A 19,346-nucleotide genomic window follows, 5' to 3' on the forward strand; every position below is an offset into this window, starting at 1 on the left:
TTTATGAAATTATTTTAGCATACAAAACTCAAATTTTGTAGTGTCTTTTTCTGAAAAGCAAAGCGGCTCTGGCATATTTTGAAACATTTCTTCCCCAGAGCCGCACTTTTTAGGGATATAATATTTAAAATCTTACAGCTTAAGATACATTATTTTCCTGTTGTAAATTCTGTGAATTCTCTTTGATTTCTTCCTTCTTATCACTTTCCTTTGCAAGAAGTATTGAATTTAGTATCTCCTGCTTTATCTTTTTGACATTCTCATCCTCTGTCTCTTTTACCTTGAATTCAATACCAAGTTCTTTTGTCAAAAGCAAAGTCAGTAGCATTTCAAACGCATTGAAAGATGCAGAAGAAGCCTTCTCACCCATTGCAACAACTGTTTCAGGAACAATGTCGATGCCAGTTTTCTCCAAAGCCTGAGTAAACTTGCCCATGACATCCTGCAGAACTTGATATTGCGGTCCGCCGTATGCCTTTACCTGCTCTTCTATGGCAATTGCCCGGCCAATACCAATTCGCGCTTCTTTCTCTGCTTCTGCCTCAGCCAATGCTTTTATCTTCTGAGCTTCTTGAAGTGACCTCTGATATTCCGCCTTTCCTTGGTTTGTCTGAATCTGGATGTTTATCTCAGACTCTGTCAAAAGTTTTTGCTGGGCAGCCCGAGCTTCTGCCTCTCTGAGCTCTCTTTCTTTTTCTGCTGCTTTTTGCTGGCGCGAATATGTTTCTATCTGCTCAAGGGCAATTTGCCTGTCGCGAAGCTGCTCTAAAATTGCGTCTATCTTGTTGTCGTTTGGAGATGACATTGGCGTTCCAATTAAAACCTCTTCAAGTTCCAAGTTGTAATGAGCAAATCTCTCTTTCATTTCAGCTGATGCTATCTTTTGAATTTCATCCCTTTGCTGAATAAGCTCAATGAGAGTCTTTTTCTGCCCAATATTTTTAAAGTATGCAGATACCATCGGGTCAAGAGTCTGCTCAACAAGCATCTTCAAATCTCCAAATCTCTGGACAACCAAAGGAGCTTTCCTGTAGTCTATGTGAAGAACAACTGCCAATGGTAGCGACGGTTCAAACGCATCTTTTGTAATTAAACTTACTTCTTTGAGGTTTTCGTCATAGCGGTGCGTGCCTGTCTGGTTGCTTATCCATTTTAATATTATATTTGTCGTTGGTACTTTGACAATTTTTCCAGCATATGTGTTAAAAGCGTATTTGCCCGGCATTAGAGGATCTTTCCAAACGCCTCTGTATCCTTTTTCAACAAGCTCACCATGTTTGTAGTCCTCACCTGATGTATCCTGCCCTTTTGGCCCAACATAAGATACAACAACTCCAACATATCCAACTTCAATGACCGTTTTGTCAATCAGCTCAACTGTTGCAAACAGACGGTTTATAAAGTATGTCCCTTCAACAAGCACCTGAAGCTGTCTTCCACGAAATCCACCTGCTTTTAAAAACTTTTCGGGGTCTTGGAAGTTGTTGTGATAAGTCTCAGGGTCAGATGGGTCATCGCCAACAGTTGGTGCAACAATATCACCACTTGGAAGTGATGGTCCGTCGTGTACAGTTACAATCCCAACCTTGTCCTCTGTTATTACAATGGGTCTGAAAGCGTTTCGCGATTTTAGAGTCTGGACCATCTTCTCTATCATCTCTTTTTCCTCTTTGTTGCCCATTGGGAGATAATAAATTTTGTCCTCTGTAATGACTATAAACTGAGCAAGGTTAAATGCATATGTTCCTTCTCTCAGTATTGCCCTTTGAGGACCTCTTTGCCCTCCATTTTCTAAAAAAGCACGTACATCTTGAAAATTATTGCACTCCGGAATAACTTTGCCAAGTGTTTGGGTTGGATCAAGCGGTTTCCCATCTCTTGCAAACACATAGCCAATCTGACCCTGTGGAATTGTAACAAGTGGTACGATATGGACTTTGTACATAAGAGGTGTTCTAAAATGTATACCACCTCTTAAAACCTCTGGCTGAAAGCCTGCCTCCCCATGCAGCGCTATAATCTGCTCGTCCAGTGAACCTTTGAAAGACCACCATTTTTCGACAATACCCACTTTGTCATTTGGAATGACGCGAAGACCTATGAGCTTTAAAAAAAGATAAACTGCAAGTACCAAAACACCAATCATGATTAAAAGTTCCAACATCCCTATTGTAACACCTCTCTCTTTTTTATTTTCGATACTTTCTTTCATTTTTCGACAAAATTCGTCTTTCTGTACTATCTGCAACTTTTGCTACATCAATTACCATATAATAATATCATATTGCCATTACCTATGCAATATTGCTATTAAAAGTGGTATGCTGTTTTTTATATTTAATAACGCTAATGTTTATTAAAATGTTGCTAAAATTAGATAAGAAAATTAAAACACAAAAAAGTTAGACATTGCAAGGGCAGGAAAGCAGGATGTAACATAGCTTTAGAGTTAACATATGCGCCACTTTTTTATATTCGTTTAAGAAGCATCTCTTTCACCATTTCTCTTAATTCGGGCAAATCATCGGTGTATCTTATATAAGTTTCTTCATTTTCTACATTTACAATAACAAAATTCTTTTCAAGTCCACAGTATGCAAAAAAGTTACGTTGCATTCGATCTTTTTTTTCTTTTTTAAGATAGTTCCTAACATTGTTCTTCAAGATATCTAAGGCTACTTTTTTGATTGGAGAACTAAGTTTATCTAATTCAACACACAAAATATCAATGTTATTAGTAAGACCAAATTTTCTATACATATCCTTCATCATATTCTTTATATCATCCTTTTTAACACCTTTTTGTTTTTCATATTTTAAAATGTTTGCATAATTTATCACACCAATTATCCCCAAATAAAATCCAAGAGTATTTATTATTTTAATCCATCTATTTTTGTCTAATTTCGGCGAATTTTTGTAGTTTTTGGCTATTTCAACATGCAAGTATTCAATTATCTTATCCAGCAACTTCTGAATTTCATCTGGTTCATCAATAATAGTATATAAATATCAATATAGATAAAGAGGTATATTGTTTTTTATAGCACTAAATGTCAGTAGAAATCTTTCTAAAACAGCTACCAGAAGTTCATTGGTCTGTTTATCAAATAACATCTTTTTCATGTCTTCAAACTTCCCACTTTTTATGTTTTCAAACTCCCACCTTTTTATAGGAGACTCAAAAAAAACATTAAACCTCTGCTCTTCAATATACACTTGATAGGTATTTTCACTTCCAGGTAAAACAGGGTCACAGATTGTGATGAAAAATTTTAGTCTTTTTTCTTTATCTACCCAGTGTCTTAAATTTGTAAATGTAGCAAAATGTCTGAGCGCCTCAAGCATTATTAGTATCCAAACGATCTAACTGATATATTAACTTCATTCTTAATCCTCCCTTTTATGTAAAATAATTTCTGTTGATTTATTTCACATATATGATATAATTATACAAAATCTTTCTTTGTCTGTCCAAACATGTTGAAATTTATTTAAAGCTTGAAAGGTGATCAAAATGAGCATATGGAAATTAAAACTGAAAGCCTTCTTGCATGATCCTCTCGATAAGCAATGGATACTTAGCTTTGACAATAACCAACCAAACACTAAAACTCAGCTCAATGTAGATAACTTTGTGTGCCCGAAAAATAAAAATCACAAAGCAGTCCACGAAATAGTAGCAGAAAAATTTCTCAATTACATTCTTCCTGGAGAATGCATAGAGGAATTATTACCAATCATTAAAATTGCAGACAGAATTTCTTACCCGATGAATGAAGTATTAAGTGAAAAACTTAAAAGTAAAACAGAAAAAATTAGAGACCATAAAGATATTTGTTTTCGAGATATTTATATAGAAAAACTTGAAGAAAATGTGATTTGTAAAGATTTTGAAAATAAGCATCAAGAACTTGAAGAATTTTTCAAATTATTGGGAAATGTTTGCTCTGAAGTAACTTGTAATGATGAGGAAAAAGCAAAATTAGCCTTTTTACTTCTCTGGCAGTATGTTCCCGATTTATTCAAATGGGTAAATATCCATCCAGCAGATAGTAGAATACCTTCACATTCAATTTACAATCACTTAGTTCAAACAAGTGCAATTACAACAGCCATTACAGATGTTGACAAAGTTTCATCAGGAAATTTAGAAGGTAGCATTCCAGCATTTTTACTTTTCACTATTGGACCTGTTCAAGGCTTTATTGCAACAGCACGTAAAACTCAGGATTTATGGGCAGGAAGTTATATCCTTTCTTATCTTACATATAAGTGTTTAGAGCCTCTGATAGATAAGCTTGGACCTGATGTTGTAATCTATCCTAATTTGAGAGGGCAACCTTTAATTGAAAGATGGATTTATAAAACTTCTTCCTATGCAATAGATGAAAAAGCCTTTGTTGAAAAGTTTATTAAGCCTATTAAAGAAAAGTGCTGCAATCCAGAGAATGAAGAGAATGAGAAACTGTTAATTGCAAATATTCCGAATCGATTTTTAGCTATTATTCCTAATAGCAAAAACACAATTGTTGAAGAATGCAAAAGAGCTATCGAAAATGTACTTAAAAATTTTGCTAAGGAAATTGTAAATATTATTAAAGAACAATATTTAGAAGAATGGGAAACAAATCCTTTTCTTCAGAATGAAATTGAATCTCAATTGACGTCATATTTCCAAATTTACTATGCAATATTGCCCTGGACTACTAATAAATGCAATTCACAAAATAGTGGTACGATTCCTGGTGGACTAACAAGTGAAGGCGTATTTCATGATCATAAAATTTTATTTAAAGAAAGTGAAATTCGGAATTTAATAGAGGAAATAATTAGATTAAACCAAGGTTTTAAAAATGAGGAAGAGATTAATCCATCTAATGCTGGCATAGGCAGGGCTTATCCATTATTACTTGATCTTTTAGAAAAACTTTTAGGTGCTCGAAAAAGTATTCGAGACATTCAATTCATACCCTATTATAATAGAGAAAAATGCCATTTGTGTGGCGAAAATGAAATAGTTTTTTTAGCTAAGGATGAAGAAAAAGATAAACTATATTGGCACAAACTAAGAGAAAAAAAACCTGGTCTTTTTAAACAAAATGAAAGGCTCTGTGGAGTATGTTTATTTAAAAGACTTTTCCCAAAACTGATAGGAAAAGAATTTGGCTTTCAAATTTTGTCATTCCCATCTACTTCAGAAATTGCTTCTATACCAGTCAAGGTAGAGCTTTTAAAAAGTAATCAAAAATTTATTGAAGAATTTTTAGAAAAATATAATGAATTCCAAAAGTCAATTGAAGAAAGTGGCAAAAAGCTTTCTTTATCTGAAACAGTACCTGCTTTGAAAAGAATTTCTGGTGATAAACACCAATATTTTTGTTCTATCGACGGTCAGTGGCTTATGGAAGAAAGTTACTCAAAAGAGTATATTAAGAATGAATTTGGAATTGAAAATATTGATGAAAGCGATCTTGAGAATATGAGAAGTTTTTTGAAAAGTGCAAACTTAAATTTTTCAAGATACTTAGCAATTTTGCAAATGGATGGCGACCATATGGGCAAATGGATTAGAGGATTTGGAAAAAGTGAAAGTGATGAAATTAAATTTCCCACAATTGGCGAAACTATTCACCCTAAGGTATATGATGAATTGTTGAAAAATTCTAATGATACAGAAAAAGAGAAACTTAAAAATCTCTTTAGCAAAACACATCCTGTTACACCTACATACCATCAAATATTAAGCAGCAGATTGTGCGATTTTGCCCTGCATGACGTTAGAAAAATCGTTGAAGAAAAATATTTTGGAAAATTGATATATGCAGGTGGCGATGACGTTTTAGCCTTGCTTCCTGTAAATACTGTTTTAAATTGTGCATACGAACTTCAAGAACAATACAAAAAAACAGTAAATTCTCGGGCTACAATGAGTGCAGGAATTGTTATAGCTCATCATAAATATCCTTTATCGCTTGCTTTAAAAGCAGTAAGAAGTGCAGAGAAAAAGGCAAAAAATAAACTTGGCAGAAACGCTTTTTATGTTCAGCTTATAACCCACTCTGGCGAAATTAGGGAATGTGGTGGCAAATGGAATTTTGTTGAATTTGTAAATAAAATTGTATATGACCTACAAAATGGTTCAATTTCCAAAGTATTTTGTAACCAAATTGTTGAGGTTATGAATCATTTATTAGACACAGAACAAGAATATGTTTCACGAAAAATAGTAGATATTTTAGAGCTGGAAATAAAAAGGTTGTGGAAAAGAAAGAAAAAATATGGAGAGAAAGAATCTGTGTTAAAGATAGAAGATATAATTTATTATTTTAGAGAATATATAACTGAAAAAGGAAAAATTTTTGAAGATTGTGAAATATTCAAAACACAAAACATCTTAATGTTTGGCTATCTTTTTTCTTTAGCAAAGTTTTTAGCAGGCAAAGGTGATCTCAATTTGTAAAATCAATAAAGGCTTAATATCTGTGTTTGAGGTGGTTCAAAAAATGATGTTAAAATTTGAACTCAAACCATTTGATGTCTTGTTTTTTGGAAGTGGAAAACCTTTTAACAGGGGAGATGATTCAAGCTCAATCTTTCCCCCGCTTTCGCATACCATTGCTGGAGCAATATCAAAAAAAATTACAACTTTTTTCAAGATAGACTCTTCAAAAGCGATAAAATATATATATGGTCCTTTTATAAAAAGGCTTACAGTAACATCAAATGAGGAAACCATATTTTTTTCTATACCTTCGAATATATACACTGCAAGAAAAGAAGATAACTCTAATTTTTTCTGCATATTAAATCCGTTGGAAAATCAAGCTTTGAAATTATTTTCTCCTCAAAATACTAATAAGCCAAATACAATCTCTACATTTTGTGTTTACACTAAAGATGAAACTGAAATTGAACCTTTTACTGGATTTATTTCAATAAAATATTTAAACCATTGGTTAGACGGTTCGTTAGAAAATAAACTTTCAGATACGCATAATGACATTGAAAATAAAAGAAACATTATCAAGCTTGATGAGATATGTCAAAACGATGAGAGAATTGGTATAAAAATAAATTATAAACAGGGAACTGTTGAAAAAGAAAATGGTGTTTTTAGAGTATCTTTTAAAAAACTCAAAATTGAGCCTGCAGAAGAGTTCTCGTTTGTTGTGTGGGTGGAATTTAATCTTGAAGATGAAAATCTCAAAAAAGCTAATTTAGGACATGACCAAATAAAAGCTATCTTTGAAAAACAACCACGTGTGCTAAAAGTTGGCGGTGAGTCAAAAACAGTATTTTATGAGATTGAAGAAGTTTCGTTTTTTGATGAAATAAAAGAGCTTCTTGAAATTGAAAATACTTTTGTTGGATTTTTAAAGTTTGAAAATAATAGTTTATCAATATTTCCTGAAAAAATTATAAAAATTGAAAAAGGCGAAAAAGTTCAAATTTTATTTCTTACGCAGGGGGTATTTGATAACTTTTTGCCAGATTTTCTCAATAGATGTGGCTTTAGAACTATAAGCATGACAATGAACAGTTGTCTCAATGTAACACTATATTCATCAAAAAGTACAAGATTTTTCTCAAAAGCAATTCCAGCTGGTACAGTAATCTGGGCAGTTGCTGAAAAAGATATTGAAATTTCATCAGAAAATACTTCATCTTTGTCAAAAAATAGCTTTATTGGTTCAAATCTTGTGCTAATTAGAAAGGAGAAAATGAAAAAATGAGGGAATACATCTTTCACTGTGAAGTTGTCACTCCTCTTTTTATGGGTGGGAGTGAACCAAATAAATTAGAGTTAAGAAGTCAGTCTTTCAACGGACTTTTTAGGTATTGGTTTCGAATTGGAGGAGGAAATTTAGAAGATGAAAAAAGAATATTTGGTTTTGGAGGAAATAATGCCAGAAAAGGACTTGTGCAGATAATAGTGGTTGAAAAATTTTCTAACATAAATTTTTATCAGAACACACAGACAGCCCAAGCTGAGTTGAAAAAGGGTTTTATTTATCTGAGCAATTTTTTGGAAAGAACAGGTCGAAAAGATTCTTTTTTCCCAATTGGTAAACAGTTTAAGTTAATCTTTCGTTTTTCACCTTTAGCAACAGAAGATGATATAAAAAAGTTCTTTTGCAGTGTGTGGCTTGCTGTAAACCTTGGTAATTTTGGTGTAAGATCCAGAAGAGGCTTTGGATCTGTAAAAATTACTAAAATAGAGGGTGTTGATTCAGTATTTGATTTTCTCAAGTTTACTCCTCAACCTTCATTAAAAGATTGGTTGAATAATAATCTTAATGTGATAAAAAGTACTTTGTTTTCAAAAGAAAGGGAGTGCATTCCTTGTTTGTTTAACAATAGTGTTGAAATATATTATCTGAAAAAAGACAATTTAGAAAATTCCTATAAAAAATGGGTTACTAAAATATACGAAAACAAGAAATGCAATAAATATATACCGAATTTAGAAACATCAGATTTTCAGTTGGACAACCCTTTAAAAGCATTGTCATTTATGGGCTGTTTACTTATGGGCTTTAGAAGCTATTATCTGCCTGATTATGAAAATTTAATTTTTGCAATTAGGAATCCTTCGTTTGCAGCAAATAATGGAATAATAATTGAAAGGGCTGTGTTTGGTTTGCCTTTGCCTTTTAGAGTTGGGGAAAGCAATTATTTTGTAAACGCGTATGACAATAAAAAAAATACTAATAGTAGACGGGCATCACCTTTGTGGTTCAAAATATTATTAAATTCTTTAAACAGCGTCGAATGTTTGTTTATAGTAATGAAGTCTGATTTTTTACCAAATAACATGGAAATAAACTTGAAAATCCAACAAAACAAAATAAAATGTTCAACAAATAATTGGAGTGCTATAGATACTTTTATTAATACGTTAATGAGTTGTGGAATAATTGATATTATTTAGACTAAATAGAGAATAAAATTAAAAGGAGTGATAAAATGTTTAAAGATGTAATCTTGACCACATATTATTGTGAGACTCCTCTACATATGGGTTCTGGACAGAGTATATCATACGTTGACCTGCCAATTCAAAGAGAAAAACACACAGATTTCCCTGTTATCTGGTCAAGCAGTATCAAAGGTGTTGCCAGAGATAGGGCTTTGAGAAGCGGATGGAGTAGAACAAAACTTTTGTATATTTTTGGTTCTGAAGCAGATGAATCACCTGACAATTTAGTTTCATCTTGTATAAGTTTTACTGATGCAAAAATACTTTTTTACCCTGTGCGTTCAGCAAAGGGCATCTTTGCTTGGATAACTTGTCCATTTGTCATAAAAAGATTTATCCAAGAAATAGAAGGTGCAGGTATTTTGTGTAATAATCATGATATGTTAAATGCAATAATTAACTGGACTAATTATATAGAAACTCCTATATCTCAAAACAAAGTGGTGTTGCTTGACAGTAGTGCCTATATAAAGAATTCTTCAGAAAAAGTAATACTGGAAGAATTTGAATTCTCATCAGAAGTTAAAAGTGATACTGTAATTATTAACTTTTTTAAAGATATCCTTCCAACAAATATACTTACAGAAGAACTTGAAAAGAGATTAGCAATAGTTTCAGATGATATTTTTTCAGTTTTTGTTAAATATGCTGTTGAAATTAGAACTCGAATAAGAATAGACCAAACAACAGGTGTTGTTGACGATAAAGCACTGTTTACCGAAGAACTTTTGCCTTCAGAGAGTATTTTTTACGGATTTGTTTTTACAACTGACCCGTTTTTCGGTATTGATAATGATTTATACAACAAATTGAAATCATCATCTGTTGATTGGGAAAAATTGGGGGATTTAGTTTCTACCGAAAAGTTAAATATATTAAAAGAAGCAGCTGGAGAAAAAAGTGAAAATGAAGCTAATAAAAGAGAGGACAGGTATTTATCTTCTAAAGATGTTATTAAACAACTTGAAAAACTCCTGAATACGGGACTTCTTCAACTTGGTGCAGATTCAACTCTTGGAAGAGGTTTTGTCAAGGTAAAAGCTACTTCAATATTGTTTTCGAACTTCGAAAATATGCAGGAGGTAGAGAGCTAAAATGAGTATAAAAAGCATAGAACAAGAAATAGCTCAGTTTTGTTTCAATGAAATTTCAAGTTATAAAAGAAAATTAAAAGATAAAGATGAACTTCTAAAATTTAAATCTGATATAAGAAGGCTTCCAGCTATGATAACTAATAATGGTCTTTTGGCTACCATGGCATTTTACAAAAAGACAAACGAAGATGTTTATAATACAATAAACAACTGGTTTTTAAATAAGTTGCAAAATCGTGATTTAATCAAATATTTAATTAACATGGATTATGAAGAACTTCTTTTTAAAACGTATGAAGTTCTTAAACTTGCTGATTGGTTAAAAAGAATTGTTGAGGTGGAAATAAAAGATGAAAAAACAACTGAAGGATAAGAGTCCGAAAAATAATCTACAAAAAAATTTGCGGGCTAATTTAGCAATTGCAGAATATGATAATTTTTCACTTGCTTTTTCAAAAGGTATTTCTTTTGAGATATGCAAAAATAAAAATCTTGATCTTATAAATCAAAAAAACAAAAAAGAGTACTTACAATCAATTTTAAATTCCAAAGCAAAAGAAAAATTATCTCTTATTCAAAACCAAATAAATTACAAATTGAAAAGTATTGAAGAGCACTTGCTTGCTAATCACTTTTTAAAGGTTATTGACATTAATTTTAAAAATATATCTAGACTGGTTGTAGGTTTGGGATCTGAGCATGTTTTCGAAACATCCTTAACTCTTGATTATATTTGGGGAATTCCCTATATACCATCTTCTGCTGTCAAAGGCGGATGTAGGGCTGCTGCATTTCGAGAAATAGTTTTGTTAATATTAGATAATCTTAATAAAAAAGAATCTCAAAAAGAAATTTGTCAAGACGAAATTGATGAAGTAGCAAAATATGTTTTCCAAAACTTATATAATGAAGACATTTATTTTGAAAACTATAAACTACTAGATCTTAGCGATATTGATAAAAGAATTTTACTATATAAACTTATATTTGGGACAAAGAATTTTGAAGGGTTATTCACATTTTTAGATGCATATCCTCAAAATTTATCGGAATTAACCAATATATTTGAATTAGACATAATAAATTCTCATTACCCTGACTATTATAGTAACCCCAAAACAAACCCAGCTGGGGACTGGTATAATCCACAACCTGTTAACTTCTTAGTAGTAAAACCAGGAGTTGAATTTAAATTTATTGTATTTTATGACCAACATCGTTCTGAGAAGTTAAAAAAATCTTTTGAGACAGAAAGCATATATTTTGAGCTAATCGAATTATTAGAAAAAGATAATTTTGGGATTCTTAGAAACATCGTAAAAACCTCTTTAAGCTTTTATGGCATAGGCGCAAAAACACGATTAGGTTATGGTTTATTTGAAATCTTAAATGAACAAGGCAATTCCATTTAAAGCAAAGGGGTGAGGAAATTACTACTACAACTTTCCTCACTCTATATTATTTATTTTTTTGAGGTATCATAATTTTATGATTTTGTTTAGCACATTAGTAATTTTTTATTTCCTTTTTTTGGGTTTTAACCCTTTTTTATATACTTATTAAAGTTAGAGTATGTTCCTATTGTCTCATCTTTTGATTTTAAATACTCATAAACAGCTTTGACTGCAACTTCTTTGATACCAAGCTTTGATTTTATATTATCATAGTATTTGTCCAATTTACTTGGTTTGTTCCTATTCTTAGGTTTTCCTTCATAACCTTCATAATATTTTTTAACTGTTCTTCTATCCATCCCATATATTCTTGCAAGTTCTGAAAAGTTAGGTTTCATTTTCATCGCCTTTATCATGTTTAAATGTGCTGTTAAGTTCTGCATTTGATATCCCTCCTCACTATGAGAAAGGATATCATATCAATGTACAATTTTGTACATCCTTATATTCCACTTTCAGTACATTTTTATTTTATCATTAACATTTCTATCCATGTCTAACAATCTTGCTATTTGACTTTTGTTGTATCCCCGTTTGAAAAGTGTGTAGATTGTTGTGTGCATTTCAACCCCCAACATTTTCTTGTTATCTTCTCCTTCTGGAGTTTTTCCATACTTTCTATTCTACACTACAGAAGGCTTATTTTTAAGTGGCAAGTGGGGAATTTTTAGTGTCATTTGATGATTTTATTTTATCATTAACAGTTTACATCCCTAATAGTTCAGATAAAACCGAAGTTGTTTACCCCAACACACCCGTGTCTTTAAACTTTACATCCCTAACAGTTCAGATAAAACATGATATGGGTATACTAAAAAATATTTTATCTCTAATCTTTCCATCCCTAATAGTTCAGATAAAACGTGATCTCGATATTATAGCTGTTTATGCAATGCCTGCTTTACATCCCTAATAGTTCAGATAAAACAAGAGGAATACTTCTACTCTGGCAGATATGGAACATTTCTTTACATCCCTAATAGTTCATATAAAACTTATATCCTGCGCTATCTGATGGCTCTTAAAAGCCTCGTTTACATCCCTAATAGTTTAGATAAAACGCTGTTCAAAATACAAAAAAATGCCACTCGATTATAGTTTACATCCCTTATAGTTCAGATAAAACTTCAGGGAGAAGATGAAGTTGTTGATGTATGCTTGAAGTTTACATCCCTAATAGTTCAGATAAAACCTGAACAGATTTTCAATGGTGAGATTGGCAAGTTGTTGTTTACATCCCTAATAGTTCAGATAAAACCTAGTGAGGGTCTCAGCTGAGCGGGTGCCGTTAATAAGTTTACATCCCTAATAGTTCAGATAAAACACAAAGCTCCGCTTCAGCGGGGCTTTTTTGTTGCTTGTTTACATCCCTAATAGTTCAGATAAAACCGAATCATACCTATTCATTGCAAACCTGTCGAGTTTGGTTTACATCCCTAATAGTTCAGATAAAACAATTTATGAAGTTGATAAAGATACTGGCATATTAACGTTTACATCCCTAATAGTTCAGATAAAACATAGAACAAAAAGTTAAGAAACTATCATAAGAAGAGTTTACATCCCTAATAGTTCAGATAAAACGCAGCAAAACAAGACGCTATACGACCTTGCGGTTGGTTTACATCCCTAATAGTTCAGATAAAACACTACTTCAGAGATGCCGGGTTTAGAAACTTTAAACGTTTACATCCCTAATAGTTCAGATAAAACTAGGATTACTTGTTTCTTCACTCTTTCTATTTCCCGTTTACATCCCTAATAGTTCAGATAAAACAGTGTCTTATACGCCTCTTCTATGAAGTCGTCCGAAGTTTACATCCCTAATAGTTCAGATAAAACGGAAAATGTACATGAGCTAACGTTGAGCGCGTAAGCCAGTTTACATCCCTAATAGTTCAGATAAAACCCAGTGATTTAATGTAGGCGGCAATATTATCCTTCAGTTTACATCCCTAATAGTTCAGATAAAACTTTCACAACAACACAGCGCATCGACACAGCACATCGTTTACATCCCTAATAGTTCAGATAAAACTGTGTTCAGCCATGTATTATCAAATTCTGCTTTACCAGTTTACATCCCTAATAGTTCAGATAAAACACAAGCATATGAAGAGAGAAAGGTGTTAACATCAAAGTTTACATCCCTAATAGTTCAGATAAAACTCATCATCTCCCGCATAGTTTCTTTTAAAATTTCTCTGTTTACATCCCTAATAGTTCAGATAAAACCCTTGTCGCAGAAGAAGGGTATTCCACTATCAAAGGTTTACATCCCTAATAGTTCAGATAAAACGAAGATAATTATCAAGACAAATGTTTTTTATCTTCTGTTTACATCCCTAATAGTTCAGATAAAACTAGATTTAGAAGAGGACAAGGGTTTGGTTTTATCGAGTTTACATCCCTAATAGTTCAGATAAAACCTCATTGGTTTCTGCACTATCCGAAAAGAACACTATGTTTACATCCCTAATAGTTCAGATAAAACTCTAAATACTACTGGGGAAGATGAGTTAGAACAACTGCGTTTACATCCCTAATAGTTCAGATAAAACAAATTAAGACAAAAACAAGAGAAATTCAGCAGCAGATGTTTACATCCCTAATAGTTCAGATAAAACAAAATCTATCAAAGCCATTTACTTTCCCTCTTTCTTTAGTTTACATCCCTAATAGTTCAGATAAAACACGCTGATAACGTTAATGGTGAAGATATTACAAAACAGTTTACATCCCTAATAGTTCAGATAAAACCAAAAGATAGGACAAGAAAGGTATTTACTTCTCAGCGGTTTACATCCCTAATAGTTTAGATAAAACACAAAGAAACAATTGATATAGCTCCAGAGGAATTTGGTTTACATCCCTAATAGTTCAGATAAAACCCGTGACTCTCTCCAATGTGCGAAAGTGGACTTAGCGTTTACATCCCTAATAGTTCAGATAAAACAAGCTATAAGTTCCTCCAATGCTTTCTTTTGTGCTGGGTTTACATCCCTAATAGTTCAGATAAAACTTTCTTGCTCATTAAATCTGCTTTCAGCTCTTTCATGTTTACATCCCTAATAGTTCAGATAAAACTCTTCCACCTGCTCATTGTCATCTGCCTTCTCGGATGTTTACATCCCTAATAGTTCAGATAAAACTATCTGTTAGGTCCAACGGCAACTGAAGCAAAAGCAGTTTACATCCCTAATAGTTCAGATAAAACCCATACCTTCCAGAACCGACTCTAAAATGATTGACTCGTTTACATCCCTAATAGTTCAGATAAAACAATGGCGGAATCCCACCGCTTGGCTATAAAATCGTCGAGTTTACATCCCTAATAGTTCAGATAATAGCCTTTTGCAGAAACGCTCAAGATGAGCATTATCAAGCTTTATACAATCTTCAAAAAAGTATTCCTTCCTCCTCATAGATAGTGTAAAATATAACTGTATAAAACATATTTTCTATGAGGAGGAGGATAAAATGTTTAAAAATCATAATAAACAACTCTCTTTTTTAGAACTTTATGAGCACGTTAAAAACCTCGCTCTCAATAACCCTCATAACCTTCTTGGCTTCTTCAACAAATACATCAATATCAATAACTTCATCCCTCAATCCTTCTTTAAAGCCTACTATAAATACTTCGGTAAACATAGATGCTTCTCTTTGCAATCTATGTTATGTGCTTTCTTCATCCAAAAAATCTTCAAATTCTCTACCTTAACTCAACTCCGTGCTGTCTTGCTCAACTCATACCAGCTTAAATCTTTCTGCAACTTCGATACTATACCCTCTATCTCTACATTCTCAAGATTTAGAAAAATCTTTTGCTCCGAAATCGAAAACGTCTTTTATAACCTCGCAAAATATGCTCAAAATATTGCACTTGAAATAAACCCTGACCTTGCTTCTTGCGTAATATTCGACACAACTGCCTTAGTCCCTATGCTCAAAGAAAATAACCCTAAGTTCATCCAATCTATGCTCAGAAAAACTAAATCTCAAAACCCTAACCTTACATCCTCTGCTGTGTATTATCTCACATACTCAAACCTCCCCAAATCTGCTTCTGCTTCACCTTATATTACTCGTATGTTCGCTAATGGTCATTTCTGCTATGGATACAAATTCGCTATCATCACTAATGGATTTGGTTTACCTCTTGTAATCACTCCTGCCTTCTGTCCTTCTTCTGATGACCCTCAAGACCCTGCTTTTTCTAAAGCTATCTCTGATTCGGGAGTTAAAATAAAATTGTGTCCACTGTATAATTAGTATTGAAATAATTATCAAGGGGGCTACTTAAAATGAATAAAAACGAAATTATTGAGACTGCTAAAAACATGGCTGTAGAGCAAGTATTAAATATGTATTGCTCCAAAGATGATCCTAACCGCCCAGCTCTAAAGCAACTCTTAGAAAACTTGCTCGATTGCTTTATGTTATCGGAAAGATCAGTGTACCTTGCTAAAAATGACAATGACAAAGGCAATGGTTTTTACGATAGAAAACTTGCAACACCTGTTGGCAGTCTTGAAATCTCTGTCCCTCGCACACGTACTGGTAATTTCCGACCTTCTATCCTCCCTGACCGCTACAAAAGAGTTGATAGTTCATACACTGACCTGCTTATGTCTTTAGTCGTCAATGGTTATTCCGAAAGTTCCCTTGTCCAGACTTTGAAAGCTTTGAATCTTCCATATTCCGAAAATGAAATACTAAAAATCAAAGAAGACCTTAAAAATGAGCTTCAGTTATTCAAACAAAGAGAACTACCAACAAGTGCTTTTGCTCTCATCATCGATGGTTATCATTGTGAAGTTAAGGATAATTCTAAGGTTAAACAAGCTACTTGTTATGTTGTCCTCGGTATCGACTTAGAAGGTAAAAAAGACATTTTCGGTGTCTACACTTTCTTCGGCAAAGAAAATAAGGCTGATTGGATGAAAGTATTTGAAGACTTAATTACAAGAGGGCTAAAAGAGATTCTAATTGTCATAAGTGATGACTTCCCTGGTATTATAGATGCTGTCAAACTTGCTTATCCTCTTGCTGACCATCAACTGTGTTTTGTCCACCTCCAACGTAATGTCAGAAAACATATGACAAAAGAGGATGCTTCAGCTTTTAACAAGAGTTTAGACAGACTTAGAATTTCTTCCTCCGATTTTGACGAAGCTGTACTGAAATTTAAAGAACTTTGCGATGGATACCTTTCAAAATATCCTCGATTTATTAAAGCAATATCAGAAAAAGCAGAGTTTTATCTTGCCCATATGAAATACCCTGAGGAATTAAGGAAGCATATCTACACCACAAACGCCGTTGAAAGTGTAAATAGCATGATTGAAAAGATTAGAGTAAATTCAGGTGGATACTTTCAGTCTGTTGAAGTCTTAGAAATTAATATTTACTTACAGCGAGAGAACTTACGCCGTACAAAATGGAAAAATGGAGTTCCCAGTATTAGAAAATGCATCAATAACATAACCCAACTTTACAACTTGCGTTATAAATTGGAAACACAAAATTCTTGACAAGTCTCTCTGATTCAAAAGCTCTTATTCCCGCTTTGATTAACCTAAACCATAATTTCCAATTCAATCAGTTTTCAACCTTCATCGCCGACAGTGCTCTTGACTCTTACATGGTCTATTCTTCCCTCATCAAAGATTTCAATTTCTCTAAAGTCATAATCCCTATTAACCACAGAAATTCTAACCAAACTTCATATACTCCTACCTCTGACCCTAACATCACTATCTCACAAAACGGTATACCTTTCTGTAACAAACTAAATAAACCTTTTATCTACGAAGGTCTTTGTAATGGTAAAAATCGCTCCCCAAGAATTAAATGGCGCTGCCCTTGCTCTCAGATTAAAGACAATAAACGCTTTTGCACTTGCCCACATCCTTGTACTACTTCTAAGTCAGGTAGGATGTTCTATACATACCCGGATGCCAACCTGCGGTATTATCCAGGTATCGATAGAAATTCTGAGCAGTTTTATCAACTTTACAAATCCAGAGTTACTATCGAGCAAACTATTTTTAATCTAAAGTCTTTTCTCGGTCATGATACCATCTTCTCATATGACCATATTTCACTTTTTTCTGACTTCTTACTCTCTGCTATTTGTATGCTTTTACTCTTTATTCTCTCTTATGCCATACTAAAACATCACCAAAATATCTCTTACAAAAAACTTCAAAAACTTAAAAAACTTATTGCCTGAGATTTCTCTTAACTCTAAAAAATGCATTTTTAATCCCTAACAAATTGCCCACACTAAAAACCCTTTTTAAAGGGTTTGATATAATTTTGCCTTTTTTGACTTTTGAATTATTTGGTAATAAATTTATAGTCACATATGTTGCTGATAATGTTGTTATTGTGTGTAAATAGCACAATTTACCTATGCAGCCTCTTGACTTTTATTCCTGTATTCCTATTTTATGGCTTGTACATCTATTCATTTTGCAAACGGCTAAGAAAGGATATCATATCAATGTACAATTTTGTACATCCTTATATTCCACTTTCAGTACATTTTTATTTTATCATTAACATTTCTATCCATGTCTAACAATCTTGCTATTTGACTTTTGTTGTATCCCCGTTTGAAAAGTGTGTAGATTGTTGTGTGCATTTCAACCCCCAACATTTTCTTGTTATCTTCTCCTTCTGGAGTTTTTCCATACTTTCTATTCTACACTACAGAAGGCTTATTTTTAAGTGGCAAGTGGGGAATTTTTAGTGTCATTTGATGATTTTATTTTATCATTAACAGTTTACATCCCTAATAGTTCAGATAAAACTATGAGTGAGCGAACAAGGCGAGTTGTTAAATACATGTTTACATCCCTAATAGTTCAGATAAAACTTAGAGCGCATTACAGAAGTCATGATTATATGAGTGTTTACATCCCTAATAGTTCAGATAAAACATTCCGGAGCGATTGTTTTTCTTTACCCCACAATTGAGTTTACATCCCTAATAGTTCAGATAAAACTTACCCGAAACAGTAACAACATCTGTCGCTTGCAAGTTTACATCCCTAGTAGTTCAGATAAAACAATTTATGAAGTTGATAAAGATACTGGCATATTAACGTTTACATCCCTAATAGTTCAGATAAAACAAGACTTTATTTTTTCTTCATATTCTGATTTTTTAACGTTTACATCCCTAATAGTTCAGATAAAACCTTAAAGCGTGAAAGAGAGAAGTACAAAGACTATGGTTTACATCCCTAATAGTTCAGATAAAACACAAGAATTGGAGATACTTTGTAAACCTTTTAAAAGAGTTTACATCCCTAATAGTTCAGATAAAACTAAATCATAAGGTTAGCTATGATTTGCTCATTAAAAGTTTACATCCCTAATAGTTCAGATAAAACCTTTCAAAGGCGGTTGTTCAAGAGTCGTTGCTTATAGATGTTTACATCCCTAATAGTTCAGATAAAACCAGCAATCATAAGAAAAATAAGTAAAGATTTTAATCGTTTACATCCCTAATAGTTCAGATAAAACCAATTCAAAAAACTTGGAAGTGATATTAGAAATCTTTGTTTACATCCCTAATAGTTCAGATAAAACAGGTGCTGATATAATGCGAGGCCACATTCGCAAGCGCGTTTACATCCCTAATAGTTCAGATAAAACTTTCCACCAGCTCAGATTTTATTTTCTTTAGAAACTCGTTTACATCCCTAATAGTTCAGATAAAACAAAATAATTGTAGCGGTAATAGCAGGGCTAGTTGTAGCGTTTACATCCCTAATAGTTCAGATAAAACATTGAGACTTT

Annotated in this window: 12 protein-coding genes, 2 pseudogenes and 2 CRISPR repeat arrays (1 of these 16 cut by a window edge); of the genes and pseudogenes, 9 read left to right on the forward strand and 5 right to left on the reverse strand. The window is 32.8% G+C overall.

The window, feature by feature from the left end; translation table 11 throughout:
- Positions 1-139: 139 nt before the first annotated feature.
- The 3 genes from CaldiYA01_RS11290 to CaldiYA01_RS11300 all read right to left on the reverse strand — a co-directional run bounded on the left by CaldiYA01_RS11290 (position 140) and on the right by CaldiYA01_RS11300 (position 3,348).
- A complete protein-coding gene (locus tag CaldiYA01_RS11290) occupies positions 140-2,164 on the reverse strand; it encodes an SPFH domain-containing protein (RefSeq protein ID WP_207182848.1) in 2,025 nt (674 codons plus the stop codon).
- A gap of 305 nt (positions 2,165-2,469) precedes the next feature.
- The gene (locus CaldiYA01_RS11295; RefSeq protein ID WP_207179815.1) at positions 2,470-2,970 is read right to left on the reverse strand and encodes a TM1812 family CRISPR-associated protein; all 501 of its coding nucleotides are present in this window, start codon (positions 2,968-2,970) and stop codon (positions 2,470-2,472) included.
- 42 nt (positions 2,971-3,012) lie between these two features.
- Entirely contained in the window at positions 3,013-3,348 is a 336-nt protein-coding gene (locus CaldiYA01_RS11300) for a hypothetical protein (protein ID WP_207179816.1), read from the reverse strand.
- Positions 3,349-3,517: 169 nt separating this feature from the next.
- Between CaldiYA01_RS11300 and cas10 the strand changes: the two genes are divergently transcribed.
- From cas10 to cmr6, 6 genes are read left to right on the forward strand one after another with little or no spacing between them, the layout of a single operon-like run.
- On the forward strand, positions 3,518-6,463 hold the full coding sequence (cas10, locus tag CaldiYA01_RS11305; protein WP_207179824.1) for a type III-B CRISPR-associated protein Cas10/Cmr2: 2,946 nt from the start codon (positions 3,518-3,520) through the stop codon (positions 6,461-6,463).
- A gap of 43 nt (positions 6,464-6,506) precedes the next feature.
- The gene (gene cmr3, locus CaldiYA01_RS11310; protein WP_238480535.1) at positions 6,507-7,736 is read left to right on the forward strand and encodes a type III-B CRISPR module-associated protein Cmr3; all 1,230 of its coding nucleotides are present in this window, start codon (positions 6,507-6,509) and stop codon (positions 7,734-7,736) included.
- On the forward strand, positions 7,733-8,935 hold the full coding sequence (gene cmr1 / locus CaldiYA01_RS11315) for a type III-B CRISPR module RAMP protein Cmr1 (RefSeq protein ID WP_207179825.1): 1,203 nt from the start codon (positions 7,733-7,735) through the stop codon (positions 8,933-8,935). Before cmr3 ends, cmr1 begins: the two co-directional genes overlap by 4 nt.
- A gap of 35 nt (positions 8,936-8,970) precedes the next feature.
- Positions 8,971-10,077, forward strand: coding sequence for a type III-B CRISPR module RAMP protein Cmr4 (gene cmr4 / locus CaldiYA01_RS11320; RefSeq protein WP_207179827.1), 1,107 nt, complete (start codon positions 8,971-8,973; stop codon positions 10,075-10,077).
- Position 10,078: 1 nt separating this feature from the next.
- Positions 10,079-10,450 (forward strand): type III-B CRISPR module-associated protein Cmr5, encoded by a 372-nt coding sequence (gene cmr5 / locus CaldiYA01_RS11325; RefSeq protein ID WP_207179828.1) that lies wholly within the window; start codon positions 10,079-10,081, stop codon positions 10,448-10,450.
- On the forward strand, positions 10,428-11,489 hold the full coding sequence (gene cmr6 / locus CaldiYA01_RS11330) for a type III-B CRISPR module RAMP protein Cmr6 (protein WP_207179830.1): 1,062 nt from the start codon (positions 10,428-10,430) through the stop codon (positions 11,487-11,489). The genes cmr5 and cmr6 overlap by 23 nt, the downstream gene beginning before the upstream one ends.
- Positions 11,490-11,620: 131 nt before the next feature.
- On the opposite strand, the pseudogene CaldiYA01_RS11335 reads toward cmr6, so the two are convergent.
- Both CaldiYA01_RS11335 and CaldiYA01_RS12355 read right to left on the reverse strand, forming a co-directional pair.
- Positions 11,621-11,914: pseudogene (locus CaldiYA01_RS11335) on the reverse strand (IS21 family transposase); the annotation flags it as partial.
- A 320-nt stretch (positions 11,915-12,234) separates the two neighbouring features.
- Positions 12,235-14,881: a CRISPR direct-repeat array (repeat unit 29 nt; unit sequence GTTTACATCCCTAATAGTTCAGATAAAAC).
- Positions 14,882-15,044: 163 nt separating this feature from the next.
- Positions 15,045-15,185, reverse strand: coding sequence for a hypothetical protein (locus tag CaldiYA01_RS12355; RefSeq protein WP_238480536.1), 141 nt, complete (start codon positions 15,183-15,185; stop codon positions 15,045-15,047).
- 21 nt (positions 15,186-15,206) lie between these two features.
- On the opposite strand from CaldiYA01_RS12355, the gene CaldiYA01_RS11340 reads away from it, so the two are divergent.
- From CaldiYA01_RS11340 to CaldiYA01_RS12360, 3 genes and pseudogenes are all read left to right on the forward strand, one after another.
- The gene (locus tag CaldiYA01_RS11340) at positions 15,207-15,806 is read left to right on the forward strand and encodes a transposase (RefSeq protein WP_238480537.1); all 600 of its coding nucleotides are present in this window, start codon (positions 15,207-15,209) and stop codon (positions 15,804-15,806) included.
- Between the two features lie 32 nt (positions 15,807-15,838).
- The gene (locus CaldiYA01_RS11345) at positions 15,839-17,068 is read left to right on the forward strand and encodes an IS256 family transposase (protein ID WP_207178215.1); all 1,230 of its coding nucleotides are present in this window, start codon (positions 15,839-15,841) and stop codon (positions 17,066-17,068) included.
- A 2-nt stretch (positions 17,069-17,070) separates the two neighbouring features.
- Positions 17,071-17,769: pseudogene (locus CaldiYA01_RS12360) on the forward strand (ISNCY family transposase); the annotation flags it as partial.
- Positions 17,770-18,323: 554 nt separating this feature from the next.
- A CRISPR array of direct repeats spans positions 18,324-19,346; the repeat unit is 29 nt; unit sequence GTTTACATCCCTAATAGTTCAGATAAAAC (it continues 15,338 nt past the right edge of the window).

Source organism: Caldicellulosiruptor diazotrophicus (assembly GCF_017347585.1).
Lineage (GTDB): Bacteria > Bacillota > Thermoanaerobacteria > Caldicellulosiruptorales > Caldicellulosiruptoraceae > Caldicellulosiruptor > Caldicellulosiruptor diazotrophicus.